The sequence below is a fragment of the Streptomyces sp. NPDC007189 genome (assembly GCF_040703635.1).
Classification (GTDB): Bacteria; Actinomycetota; Actinomycetes; order Streptomycetales; family Streptomycetaceae; genus Streptomyces.
Genome location: NZ_JBEYEY010000007.1, coordinates 123,371 through 136,317 on the forward strand (window position 1 = coordinate 123,371; position 12,947 = coordinate 136,317).

General features: G+C 70.9%; 7 protein-coding genes and 1 tRNA gene. 1 reads left to right on the forward strand and 7 read right to left on the reverse strand.

Translation table 11 applies throughout. The features are described 5' to 3' along the window. Window positions 1–21: 21 nt before the first annotated feature. Window positions 22–210, reverse strand: coding sequence for a ferredoxin (locus tag AB0950_RS16695; protein WP_360153204.1), 189 nt, complete (start codon window positions 208–210; stop codon window positions 22–24). A gap of 667 nt (window positions 211–877) precedes the next feature. Between AB0950_RS16695 and AB0950_RS16700 the strand changes: the two genes are divergently transcribed. Further along, window positions 878–4,951, forward strand: coding sequence for a WD40 repeat domain-containing protein (locus AB0950_RS16700; RefSeq protein ID WP_366778778.1), 4,074 nt, complete (start codon window positions 878–880; stop codon window positions 4,949–4,951). A gap of 223 nt (window positions 4,952–5,174) precedes the next feature. Here AB0950_RS16700 and AB0950_RS16705 read toward each other — a convergent pair. From AB0950_RS16705 to recF, 6 genes are all read right to left on the reverse strand, one after another. Further along, window positions 5,175–5,251, reverse strand: a tRNA-Ile gene (locus tag AB0950_RS16705). 112 nt (window positions 5,252–5,363) lie between these two features. Further along, window positions 5,364–6,098, reverse strand: a complete 735-nt coding sequence (locus AB0950_RS16710) for a DUF3566 domain-containing protein (protein WP_360153210.1) — start codon at window positions 6,096–6,098, stop codon at window positions 5,364–5,366. 18 nt (window positions 6,099–6,116) lie between these two features. Further along, on the reverse strand, window positions 6,117–8,711 hold the full coding sequence (gene gyrA, locus AB0950_RS16715; RefSeq protein ID WP_360153213.1) for a DNA gyrase subunit A: 2,595 nt from the start codon (window positions 8,709–8,711) through the stop codon (window positions 6,117–6,119). A 42-nt stretch (window positions 8,712–8,753) separates the two neighbouring features. Beyond that, complete coding sequence (gyrB, locus tag AB0950_RS16720; RefSeq protein ID WP_360153216.1) at window positions 8,754–10,853, reverse strand: DNA topoisomerase (ATP-hydrolyzing) subunit B; 2,100 nt, start codon at window positions 10,851–10,853, stop codon at window positions 8,754–8,756. Between the two features lie 374 nt (window positions 10,854–11,227). Continuing rightward, window positions 11,228–11,785 (reverse strand): DciA family protein, encoded by a 558-nt coding sequence (locus AB0950_RS16725; RefSeq protein ID WP_366778779.1) that lies wholly within the window; start codon window positions 11,783–11,785, stop codon window positions 11,228–11,230. After that, on the reverse strand, window positions 11,782–12,903 hold the full coding sequence (recF, locus tag AB0950_RS16730; RefSeq protein WP_366778780.1) for a DNA replication/repair protein RecF: 1,122 nt from the start codon (window positions 12,901–12,903) through the stop codon (window positions 11,782–11,784). The genes AB0950_RS16725 and recF overlap by 4 nt, the downstream gene beginning before the upstream one ends. Window positions 12,904–12,947 lie beyond the last annotated feature (44 nt).

Genomic DNA, 12,947 nt, shown 5'->3' on the forward strand with positions numbered 1-12,947 from the left:
TGCCGGCCTTCTCCCGCCGCCCTACTCCGTGAGCACGATGGCCTGTGAGGGGCACTTCTCGGCTGCCTCCCGGACCTCCGGATCGTCAGCGGACTCCTCCCGCCCGGGCCGTACGACGCCGTAACCGTCCTCGAACGCGAACACGCCCGGCACCCGGTGCGCGCACTCGGCGGAGCCGTAGCACAGGGAGCGGTCGACGGAGACCTTCATATGTCCTCCAGCCTCGCGGGCCTCTCGACGGTGGCTTCCTGGACGTCACTGCCCGGGGAGCCGCCCGCTGAACCGGACTGGGCTGTGCTGGGAGGCTGTTGGAAAGTGGCCGCGTACTCGACGCCGTGTGGGTGTTTCACGTGAAACACCCACACGGCGGGTGTTTCACGTGAAACGTCACCCGCCCATCCCGGCGCCCCCGCCTGCCGGGGTCCGGCAAGGCCCCTGCCCGCCCGGTGCCGGTCCCTCCCCTCGTGGGGACCGGTACCGGGCGGTGCGGGGGTGTCGATCCGTGCCGCGTCGGCTTGGCACGGACGTCAGAAGGGAGCCGCTTGGAGGCTCTCGGCTCACGGCTCAGGGAACGGCCCGGTCGCCGCTCCCTGCCTTCGGTCGCATCCGCTCAATCGGTGTCTGCGGGGTCCGCTCGCATGTCTCCGGTGAAGTTGGCCGAGATCCTTCGACGCTCGGGGCTGCCTCTCCGGGCGCAGGGCCGTGGCCTGTCCGGACGGTGTGTGAGGGGTCCGCTACCGGGTCCGGATCCTGCCATTTGAGGTCCGCCAGGAGGAGGGCACAACCTCCGCTCCACTGCTTAACCGCAGGTCAGACATATAAGGTGGGTTTTCCGGTCCGGACGTCCAGATGCGGCGGCAAGTAAAGGGGTGGGACCTTGAGTTCCGACTCAGGGGCACGCACAGCTTTCGCCGAGCGCCTCGCGCTGCTGTACAAGGAGGCCGGAAACCCTCCCCTGAAGAGCGTCGCCGAGGCGGTCGTACGGCTGCAGCGGATCGACGAGCGGGGGCGGCCCGTGCGGGTCTCCGCCCAGCGGATCAGCGACTGGCGCCGGGCCAAGAACGCACCGGCGCAGTTCACCGCGCTCGCGGCGGTGCTGCACATCCTGATTCCGGAGGCACGCCGGCTGCGGCCCGCGCCGGTCTCCCCGGGTCTGTACGACCTCGCGCACTGGCAGCGGCTGTGGGAGCGGGCGCTGGCCGACCCGGTCGGTGACCGGCCCGCACCGCCCGCCGAGGAGAACCGGCGGCCACCCGCCCAGGCCCCGCCCGCCGGAGGCGTCTGCCCCTACCGAGGACTCGCGCCCTACCGGCAGGAGGACGCCCGATGGTTCTTCGGCCGGGAGCGGAGCACGAGCGCGCTCGTCGCCCAGCTGCGCGCCGCCGAGCGGACCGGCGGCCTGGTGATGCTGGTGGGCGCCTCGGGCGCCGGAAAGTCCTCCCTGCTGAACGCCGGCCTGGTCCCCGCCCTCCGCGGCGGCGCGCTGCGCGGCGGACACGGCGCCTCGAACCCGAGCGCCACAGCGTCCCCGGCGTCCCCGGAGAGCGCCGCCGGCTGCGTCCTGCACCTCGTCCCCGGCCCGGACCCCCTCGCCGAGCTGGTCCGCCGTGTCCCCGATCTCGCCACGGTCGCCGCCGACGCGCGCCAGGCCGAGCACGAGGCCACGGAGGATCCGGCCGTCCCCGGCTCCGACTCCCCCAAGATCGCCCGTGCGGCGCGCGAGGCCGTGTCGGCGTGGGCGCGGCGGGAGGCGCCCGACGAGAGCCGGCCGGTCGTCGTCGTGGACCAGTTCGAGGAGGCCTTCACCCTCTGCGCGGACGAAGCCGACCGGCGCACGTTCATCCAGCTGCTGCACGCCGCCTGCACCCCGTCCGCCGACTCGGACGAGCCCGCGCCGGTGCTCGTCGTCCTGGGCATCCGCGCCGACTTCTACGAGCAGTGCCTCGGCTATCCGGAACTGGCCGACGCGCTGCAGCACCGGCACATGGTGCTCGGGCCGCTGACCGGCGCCGAACTGCGCGAGGCGGTCACCGGCCCGGCCAAGGCGGTCGGTCTGGAGCTGGAGCCGGGGCTCGCCGAACTGATCGTCCGCGAGGTGAGCGCCGACGGACCGCGCGGAGCACACGACGCCGGGGTGCTCCCGCTGCTCTCGCACGCCCTGCTGGCGACTTGGCAGCGCCGCAAGGGCGGGCGGCTGACCCTGGCCGGCTACCGCGCGGCCGGCGGGATCCAGGGGGCCGTCGCGGCGACCGCCGAGCGCGCCTGGTCAGGGCTGGACCCCGCGGCCCGTACCGCGGCCCGGCTGCTCCTGCTGCGGCTGGTCCGGCTGGGCGAGGACACCCAGGCCACCCGCCGGAGGGGTACCCGGCGCCAGCTGGCGGAGGAGTCCGCGGACCCGGGCAAGACCGAGGAGTCCCTGGAGGCCCTGGTGCGGGCCCGGCTGGTGACGCTGGACGCGGACACCGTGGAGATCACCCACGAGGCACTGCTGCACGCCTGGCCCCGGCTGCGGCACTGGATCGACGACGACCGGAGCGGACAGCTGCTGCGCCAGCGGCTGGAGGAGGACGGCCGGGCCTGGGAGGACTCCGGCCGGGACAGCGCGCTGCTCTACCGGGGCTCCCGGCTGGAGCATGCCCGCAGCTGGGCGCGGTCGGCCGGTGACCCGTATCTGACCCGCAGCGCGGTGGAGTTCCTGGCCGCGGCGGTACGGCTGCGCAAGCGCACCGTGTGGATCAGCCGGGCCGCGGTGGCCATGCTGGTGGTGCTGGCGCTGGTCGCGGGCGGTTCGGCGGTGATCGCCTGGCAGCAGCGGGACGACGCCGTGTTCGCCCAGGTGGTCGCCGAGGCCGACCGGGTCCAGCACACGGACCCGTCCCTGGCCGCCCAGCTCGACCTGGTCGCCCACCATCTGCGTCCGGACGACGAGGGGACGTACAGCAGGCTGATCTCGATCGTGAACGCGCCGCTGGCCACCCCCCTCACCGGCCACACCGGCGCCGTCTACCTGACCTCCTTCAGCCCCGACGGCAAAACGCTGGCCACGGCCAGCTACGACCGGACCGTGCGGCTGTGGAACGTGGCCGACCCGCGCCGCCCCGAACCGCTCGGCAAGCCGCTGACCGGCCACACCAGCTGGGTGAGCAGCGCCGTCTTCAGCCCGGACGGGCACACCCTCGCCAGCGCCGGCGACGACGGGATGATCCGGCTGTGGAACGTGACCGACCCCGCCCACCCCGTGCCGCTGGGCAAGCCGCTCACCGGCCATCAGGGCACGATCTACCTGCTCGCCTTCAGCCCGGACGGGCGGATGCTGGCGAGCGCCGGCGAGGACCGCACGGTGCGGCTGTGGAACGTGGCCGACCCGCGCCGCCCGCGCGAGGCCGGGGCCCTGCGCGGCCACACCGCCGCGGTGCGCAGCGTCGCGTTCAGCCCCGACGGCCGTACCGTCGCGGCGGGCGGTGACGACGACACGATCCTGCTGTGGAACGTGGCCGACCCGCACCACACCCGGCGGTACGGCACCGCGCTCCAGGGCCACACCGACCTCGTGCACTCGGTGGCGTTCAGCCCCGACGGGCGCACCCTCGCCTCCGGCAGCGCGGACGACACGATCCGGCTGTGGGACGTCACCGACCCCGCCCGCCCGTCCGCGCTCGGCTCACCGCTGGCCGGCCACACCGGCCCGATCTGGTCGGTGGCCTTCAGCCGGGACGGCGGCCGGCTGGCGGCCGCCAGCGCCGACAGCACGGCGAGCCTGTGGAACGTACGCGACCCCTCGTCCCCCTCGCAGGTCGGGGAGCCGCTCGCGGGCGCCAGCGGGGAGATGTACGCCCTGCAGTTCAGCCCGGACGGGCGGACCCTCGCCACCGGCAGCGGCGACGGCAAGGCGCGCCTGTGGTCGCTGCCGGCCTCGGACATCATCGGCCGCACCGGCGCGTTCCGGCCGGACGGACGGGTGCTGGCCACGGCGGCCCGGGACGGCAGGATCCGGCTGTGGAACGTGACGCGGCCCGGGCGGCCCGTGCAGCTGGGCGAGCCGTTCATGCAGGCGGACGGCGGCCACCGGGCGCCGGTGTTCTCCCCCGACGGCCGGATCCTCGCCGTCCTCACCAACAACCAGGCGGTGCACCTGTGGAACGTGAGCGATCCGTCCCACCCGGTCGCCGCCGGTCCGCCCATCCGCCTGCGGACCCGGTTCGCGGGACCGGACACGCTCGCCTTCAGCCCGGACGGCCGCACCCTGGCCACCGCCTACGACGACCGCACCGTTCAGCTGTGGAACATCGCCGACCCCGGGCACCCCGCCGTGCTCGGCAGGCCGCTCTTCGGGCACCGGGGTTTTCTCAACGCCATCGCCTTCAGCCCCGACGGGCACACCCTGGCCAGCGGCAGCGCGGACAGCACCATCCGTCTCTGGAACGTCACCGACCCCGCGCATCCGACCGGGATCGCCCAGCTCACCGAGCACACCGGTCCGGTCAACGCGATCGCCTTCAGCCCCGACGGGCAGGTTCTGGCCAGCGGCAGCGACGACGACACGGTCCGGCTGTGGAACGTCGCCCATCCCGCCTCCGCCACCGCGCTCGGCTCACCGCTCATCGGCCACACGGAGGCGGTCAAGACACTGACGTTCAGCTCGGACGGTCACGTTCTGGCCAGCGGCGGCAACGACAACACGGTCCGGCTGTGGAACGTCGCCCACCCCTCCTCGGCGAGCCCCATCGGGCAGTCGATGAGCCCCAACGCCAAGTCCGGCACGTTCCTGTCCTTCAGCCCCACGAGCCGCGTCCTCGGGGTCTCCAGCGGCACCGACACGGTGCGCGTGTGGAGCCTGGACGCCGACGCGGCGATCGCGCACATCTGCTCGGTCACCCGGGGCGTGATGACCCCGCAGAGGTGGCACGAGTACCTCCCGCGGCTCTCCTACGACCCCCCGTGCGGTCATTGACCGGCCAAGCTGACTTATTAACGACCGACTGGGCCCCACAAGGCCCCGGGGCTTGTTACCCTTGGCCACAGCCCGATCGCTGGTGCATCCCCCGTCGCCAGCGATCGGGCCCTTTTCGTACGGCATCCTCCATGATCGCCGGTGCGTACACTGCCTCCGTCGCTCGCTATCGAGCGCCAATGACAAAAGACCCCCGGCCCATCCGGACCGGGGGTCTTTTTGCTGGTGGGGCTAACAGGATTTGAACCTGTGGCCTCATCCTTATCAGGGATGCGCTCTAACCAACTGAGCTATAGCCCCGCCGCGCTCTGCGGTGTGTGTCCCGCGCGCTGACTCCTGAAGATTAGCGCACGACCACGGCAGTCCCAAAATCGGTTGTCGGGGGACCGTCACCGGCGTGCTGGGCAGCCGGTCACTCGTCCTCCGCCAGGGTCAGCTCGATGCCGCCCACGAAGCCCGCGGACAGGTTGTAGATGAACGCGCCGAGCGTCGCGAGCGCCGTGGCCAGGACGACGTCGATGACCGCGATGACCGACGTGAACATCAGGACGTGGGGGAGGGACAGGAACGCCTGGAGGTCGAAGCCGTTGCCCTCGTTCGAGCCGGTCGCCTCCGAGATGGTGCCGCCCACCGTCGAGAACACGCCCATCGCGTCCATGACCATCCACAGCAGCGCCGACGCGACGATCGTGCAGACGCCGAGCGCGATGGAGAGCAGGAAGCTCACCTTCATCACCGACCACGGGTCGGCCTTGGCCACCCGCAGCCGCGCCTTACGGGTGCGCGGCGCCGTACGCGCACCCGTACGCGGACGTCGTACCGCGCCGGCGGGCGGCTGGGCCGGATAGGCCTGCGGCGGGTGATAGGGGCCGGCGGGCTGCTCCGGGCCCCGCTCCTGGGGGAGCGGAGACGGCGACTGCGCCTCCCCGGCCACGGCCGGGCCTCGGGTGTCCGTCACAGTTCCCCCCTGGGATCCAGACGTGCCGGCGGAGTCCTGCCCGGACGCCTTGACCGGCTTCAGGTTGGTCGTGTGCGGGTCGGTCGCGCTCGCCGGACCCGCCCTGTGCGCGGCGGAGCCACGGCCGCCGCCGTCCGTCTCCGTACCCGAGGGGGTACCGGCCGATCCGGCGCCCGTGGCTCCGCTCACGATGACTCTCTCCTCGTGCTACTCGGCCGAGGGCGCCTCACCCTCGTCCGTGCCGCCGGCCTGAACACCTTCGGCGGTGTCGGCGGCCTCCTCGCCGTCGACCTCCTCCGCCTCGCGCCCCGCCTCGGCGTTACGTGCGATGCCGACCACGGCATCGCGCTTGCCCAGGTTGATCAGTTGGACGCCCATGGTGTCACGGCCCGTCTCCCTGATCTCATTGACTCGCGTACGAATCACGCCGCCGGAGAGCGTGATCGCGAGGATCTCGTCGGTCTCCTCGACGACCAGCGCTCCGACGAGGGAACCGCGGTCCTCCACGATCTTGGCGGCCTTGATGCCGAGGCCGCCACGGCCCTGGACGCGGTACTCGTCGACGGCGGTCCGCTTCGCGTACCCGCCGTCGGTGGCAGTGAACACGAACGTACCCGGCCGAACAACATTCATCGACAGAAGTTCATCGCCTTCGCGGAAACTCATGCCCTTCACGCCGGAGGTGGCGCGGCCCATCGGGCGCAGGGACTCGTCGGAGGCGGTGAACCGGATCGACTGCGCCTTCTTGCTGATCAGCAGCAGATCGTCGTCCGCCGAGACCAGCTCCGCGCCGATCAGCTCGTCGCCCGTGCCGTCCTCGCGCTCGCGCAGATTGATCGCGATCACGCCGCCGGAGCGGGGCGAATCGTAATCCTTCAGAGGCGTCTTCTTGACCAGACCGGACTTGGTCGCGAGGACCAGGTACGGCGCCGCGTCGTAGTCCCGGATGGCGAGGATCTCGGCGATCGCCTCGTCCGGCTGGAAGGCGAGCAGGTTCGCCACGTGCTGGCCGCGCGCGTCCCGGCCTGCCTCGGGCAGCTCGTACGCCTTCGCCCGGTACACCCGGCCCTTGTTGGTGAAGAACAGCAGCCAGTGGTGCGTGGTGGAGACGAAGAAGTGGTCGACGATGTCGTCTTCCTTCAGCTTCGTGCCCCGCACGCCCTTGCCGCCGCGCTTCTGCGCCCGGTAGTCGTCTGTCTTGGTCCGCTTGACATAGCCGCCGCGGGTGACCGTGACGACGATGTCCTCCTCGGCGATCAGGTCCTCGATGGACATGTCGCCCTCGTACGGGATCAGCTTGGTCTGGCGGTCGTCGCCGTACTTCTCGACGATCGCGGCCAGTTCCTCACTGACGATGCCGCGCTGGCGGACCGGGGAGGCGAGGATCTCGTTGTACTCGTTGATCTTCGCCTGGAGTTCGTCGTGCTCCTGGACGATCTTCTGCCGCTCCAGGGCCGCCAGGCGCCGCAGCTGCATCTCGAGGATCGCGTTGGCCTGGATCTCGTCGATCTCCAGCAGGTCCATCAGGCCGCTGCGCGCGACGTCGACGGTGTCACTGCGCCGGATCAGCGCGATGACCTCGTCGATGGCGTCCAGGGCCTTCAGCAGGCCGCGCAGGATGTGCGCGCGCTCCTCGGCCTTGCGCAGCCGGAAGCGGGTACGGCGGACGATGACCTCGATCTGGTGCGTCACCCAGTGCCGGATGAACGCGTCCAGGGACAGCGTGCGCGGCACGCCGTCGACCAGCGCCAGCATGTTGGCGCCGAAGTTGGTCTGCAGGTCGGTGTGCTTGTACAGGTTGTTCAGGACCACCTTGGCGACCGCGTCGCGCTTCAGCACGATCACCAGGCGCTGGCCCGTACGGGACGACGTCTCGTCGCGGACGTCGGCGATGCCGCCGATCTTGCCGTCCTTGACCAGGTCGGCAATCTTCTGCGCCAGGTTGTCCGGGTTGACCTGGTACGGCAGTTCGGTCACCACCAGGCACTGCCGGCCCTGGATCTCCTCGACCTCGACCACCGCGCGCATCGTGATGGAGCCGCGCCCGGTGCGGTACGCCTCCTCGATGCCCTTGCGGCCCACCACCAGGGCGCCGGTCGGGAAGTCCGGGCCCTTGATGCGCTCCATGAGCGCGTCCAGCAGCTCCTCGTGCGAGACCTCGGGGTTCTCCAGGTACCACTGGGCGCCGGCCGCGACCTCGCGCAGGTTGTGCGGCGGAATGTTGGTGGCCATGCCGACTGCGATACCGGCCGAGCCGTTGATCAGCAGGTTCGGGAAGCGGGCCGGCAGGACGGTCGGCTCCTGGGAACGGCCGTCGTAGTTGTCCGTGAAGTCGACGGTCTCCTCGTCGATGTCGCGGACCATCTCCATCGACAGCGGCGCCATCTTGCACTCGGTGTACCGCATGGCGGCCGCGGGGTCGTTGCCCGGGGAGCCGAAGTTGCCGTTGGAGTCGACCAGCGGCATCCGCATCGACCACGGCTGGGCGAGCCGCACCAGCGCGTCGTAGATCGAACTGTCGCCGTGCGGGTGGTAGTTGCCCATGACGTCGCCGACGACACGGGCGCACTTGTAGAAGCCGCGGTCGGGGCGGTAGCCGCCGTCGTACATCGCGTACAGCACGCGCCGGTGGACGGGCTTGAGGCCGTCCCGGACGTCGGGCAGCGCACGGGACACGATGACGGACATCGCGTAGTCCAGGTACGAGCGCTGCATCTCCGTCTCGAGCCCGACGGGCTCGACGCGCATGGCGAGTTCGCCGCCCTCGGTCTCAGGAGTCTCTGGGGTGTTCTCGTCGGCCATTGCTGGTGAAGATCCTTCCTGGTGCGGTCAGCTGAGACCGACTCAGATGTCGAGGAAACGGACGTCCTTGGCGTTGCGCTGGATGAACTGGCGGCGGGCCTCGACGTCCTCGCCCATGAGGACCGAGAACAGGTCGTCGGCCTGGGCGGCGTCGTCCAGGGTGACCTGGCCGAGGACCCGGTGCTCCTGGTCCATCGTGGTCACGCGCAGCTCCTCGGCGTTCATCTCGCCGAGGCCCTTGAAGCGCTGGATCGAGTCCTCGCGGACGCGCTTGCCGCGCTGGCGGCCCATCTCGATCAGTGCGTCGCGCTCACGGTCCGAGTAGGCGTACTCCACGTCGTCCCGGCCCCACTTGATCTTGTAGAGCGGGGGACGGGACAGGTACACGTGCCCGGCCTCGACCAGCGGCCGCATGAAGCGGAACAGGAAGGTCAGCAGCAGGGTGCTGATGTGCTGGCCGTCGACGTCGGCGTCCGCCATCAGGATGATCTTGTGATAGCGGAGCCTGGCGATGTCGAAGTCCTCGTGCACACCGGTGCCGAAGGCGGAGATCAGCGCCTGGATCTCCTGGTTCTGCAGGATCTTGTCGATCCTGGCCTTCTCCACGTTGAGGATCTTGCCGCGGATCGGGAGGATCGCCTGGTACTGCGGGTTCCGGCCGGACTTGGCCGAGCCGCCGGCGGAGTCGCCCTCGACGATGAAGATCTCGCACTTGGTGGGGTCGTTGGACTGGCAGTCGGCCAGCTTGCCCGGCAGCGACGCCGACTCCAGCAGGCCCTTGCGCCGGGTCAGGTCGCGGGCCTTGCGGGCCGCCACGCGCGCGGTGGCCGCCTGGATGCCCTTGCGGACGATGTCCGCGGCCTCGACCGGGTTGCGGTCCAGCCAGTCGTTGAGGTGTTCGTAGACCGCCTTCTGCACGAAGGTCTTGGCCTCCGTGTTGCCCAGCTTGGTCTTCGTCTGGCCCTCGAACTGCGGCTCGCTCAGCTTGACCGAGATGATCGCGGTCAGACCCTCGCGGATGTCGTCACCCGTGAGGTTGTCGTCCTTCTCGCGCAGCAGCTTCTTGTCGCGCGCGTACTTGTTGATCAGCGAGGTCAACGCGGCGCGGAAGCCCTCTTCGTGCGTACCGCCCTCGTGGGTGTGGATGATGTTCGCGAACGAGTACACGCCCTCGCTGTAGCCGCTGTTCCACTGCATCGCGACCTCGAGGGACAGGCTCTTGTCCCTGTCCTCCGCCTCCAGGTCGATGACGGTGGGGTGCACGACCTCTCCCTTGCGGGAGTTGAGGTACTTCACGAAGTCGACGATGCCGCCCTCGTAGTAGTACGTGACGGTCTTGACCTCGGCCTTCTCGTCCGCACCCGCCTCGTCGGCGCCGCTGGTGGCCTTCGCCGACTCGCGCTCGTCGGTGAGCCTGATCGTCAGGCCCTTGTTGAGGAACGCCATCTCCTGGAAACGCCGCGACAGCGTCTCGAAGGAGTACTCGGTGGTCTCGAAGATCTCCGGGTCGGCCCAGAAGGTGACCGACGTGCCGGTCTCCTCGGTCGCCTCGTGCTTGACCAGCGGGGCGGTCGGCACGCCCATCTTGTAGTCCTGCGTCCACCGGTGGCCGTCCGTCTTCACCTCGACGGCGACCTTCGTGGACAGCGCGTTCACGACGGACACACCCACACCGTGCAGACCGCCGGAGACGGCGTAACCGCCGCCTCCGAACTTGCCGCCCGCGTGCAGCACGGTCAGCACGACCTCCAGGGCCGGTTTGCCCTCGGAGGGCACGATGCCCACCGGGATGCCACGGCCGTTGTCGACGACCCGGACGCCGCCGTCGGCGAGGATCGTGACGTCGATCGTGTCCGCGTATCCGGCCAGCGCCTCGTCGACCGAGTTGTCGACAACCTCGTACACCAGGTGGTGCAGACCGCGCTCGCCCGTGGAACCGATGTACATGCCGGGCCGCTTGCGGACCGCGTCCAGCCCTTCGAGCACGGTGATGGCGCTGGCGTCGTACGACGTCGAGGCGGTGGCCTCGCTGTTGGCGGAGGCCTCGGTGATGGCCTCGGCGTTCACGCCGGCGTCGGTGGACGGGATGTTCTCGTTGGGGTTGCCGGAATCGGCCACGAAGCGCCCTTTCTGGCACAGCACGAGCCGGGCTCGTCGGCAGGTTGCCGGAGCGGCTGCGGCATGTTGCGGTGGTAAGCCTTGATCAGCGTTGCTCAGCTTTTCCCGGGCGGTCCCCACGTTGGGGCGGGATTGTCTTCCAGTCTACCGGTAGGTCTGACATCGATGGGGGTTTGCCGGTACCTGAGTCCCCATGTGCCGCCCTGAACCGGCCTCGATCGGGTCCCGATATACGGATGGGGGCTCCAAGGGGCTCACAGCGGCACTCAGCGCTTCGAGCCGTCAACCCTTGGCTACTGGGGGGTCAGATGGCGATCCGGCCGTGCCGCGGGGCATGTCCGCACGCGCGAGACGGCGCCGCGACGGCGGCACGGTCGCCCGCTACGACGTGATGTACGTCACCCGTATGTATCGCCGGGTCCGGAGCTTCCCGGAGCCCGCAGCGGGCCGTAGCGGCGGGCCGGACCGCCCGGATTCAGCACCTTGATCATCCGTACCGTGCCGGGCCCCAGGTCCTCGTTGAGCCGGGCGACCAGCGCGGGCGCGAGATGGCGCAGCTGGGTCGCCCAGGCCGTCGAGTCGCACTGCACGACCAGCACGCGCTCGTCCTCGTCGTACCGCTGCGGCACACAGTGCTTGGCCAGGTCCTCGCCGACGATCTGCGGCCAGCGGCCCATCACACCGCCCACCGCCGCGGGCGTCTCCCAGCCGCGCTCGGTCAGCAGCCGGTTGATCGCGGCGCCCAGCGCCATCGGGTCGCGGCCGTCCGCGCGCGCCCCGGAACGCAGCCCGCCACCGCGTCGGGCCTGCTTCTTCTGCCGCGCCGCGTCCCCACGCGCGCGTGCCTGCTCCTTCGCCGCGCGCAGCGCCACGCGCGCGAGGTCGACACCGGAGGGCTCCGCCGCCTTGCCGGAAGTGGCTCCGTCGGCCTTCGGGGTGGGGTCGTCGGTACTCATACGCGCTCCACCGTCCCCCCGGACACGGTGTACCGCGCCCCGGCCAGCAGCTGCGGTACGTCGTCGTCGACGGCGGCGGTGACCAGCACCTGCTCGCCGGGCGCGACCAGCTCGGCCAGCCGGTCCCGGCGCCGCGCGTCCAGCTCGGCGAACACGTCGTCCAGGACCAGCACCGGCTCGTTGCCCTCGGCCCGCAGCAGGTCGTAGGAGGCCAGGCGCAGGGCGAGCGCGTAGGACCAGGACTCGCCGTGCGAGGCGTACCCCTTGGCGGGCAGCTGACCGAGTTTGAGAACCAGGTCGTCGCGGTGCGGGCCCACCAGGGTGACCCCGCGCTCGATCTCCTGCTTGCGCGCCTGGGCCAGCGCCGCCATCAGCTGGGCGTAGAGATCCTCGCGCGCGTGGGCCTCACCGGGCGCGGACGACTTGTACTCCAGCGCCAGCGGGCCGCCGCCGGGGGCCAGTTGCTCGTACGCCTTGTCGGCCAGCGGCTGCAGCGCGGCGATCAGGTCCAGCCGCTGGGCGAGCAACTCGGCGCCCGCGTGCGCGAGATGCTGGTCCCACACGTCGAGCGTGGACAGGTCCATGGATCGCCCGCCGTGCCGGCGCGCGAGAGCCGCGGTCTTCAGCAGGGTGTTGCGCTGCTTGAGGACGCGCTCGTAGTCGGAGCGCACCCCGGCCATGCGCGGCGACCGGGCGGTGATCAACTCGTCGAGGAACCGCCGCCGTTCGCCCGGATCGCCCTTGACCAGGGCGAGGTCCTCGGGCGCGAACAGCACGGTCCGTACGATCCCCAGCACGTCCCTCGGCCTGACCTGCGAGGACCGGTTGATGCGGGCGCGATTGGCCCTGCCCGGGTTCAGCTCCAGCTCGACCAGCTGCTGCCGGTCGCCCTGCCGGACCTGCGCCCGGATGACGGCGCGCTCGGCGCCCATGCGGACGAGCGGGGCGTCCGACGCGACCCGGTGACTGCCGAGCGTGGCGAGGTATCCGACCGCTTCGACCAGGTTGGTCTTGCCCTGCCCGTTGGGGCCGACGAACGCGGTGACGCCCGGGTCGAGCGGGACCTCGGCCCGGGCGTACGAGCGGAAGTCTGCCAGCGAAAGATGCGTGACGTGCATGGTCGTTTCGCCGGCCTTCCTCGGAGTGCTTCCTCTGCGTTCTG

Coding starts and splice junctions, on each gene's coding strand:
- AB0950_RS16695 (WP_360153204.1), bottom strand. CDS start 210: ATGAAGGTCTCCGTCGACCGCTCCCTGTGCTACGGCTCCGCCGAGTGC.
- gyrA (WP_360153213.1), bottom strand. CDS start 8,711: ATGGCCGACGAGAACACCCCAGAGACTCCTGAGACCGAGGGCGGCGAA.
- AB0950_RS16725 (WP_366778779.1), bottom strand. CDS start 11,785: ATGAGTACCGACGACCCCACCCCGAAGGCCGACGGAGCCACTTCCGGC.
- recF (WP_366778780.1), bottom strand. CDS start 12,903: ATGCACGTCACGCATCTTTCGCTGGCAGACTTCCGCTCGTACGCCCGG.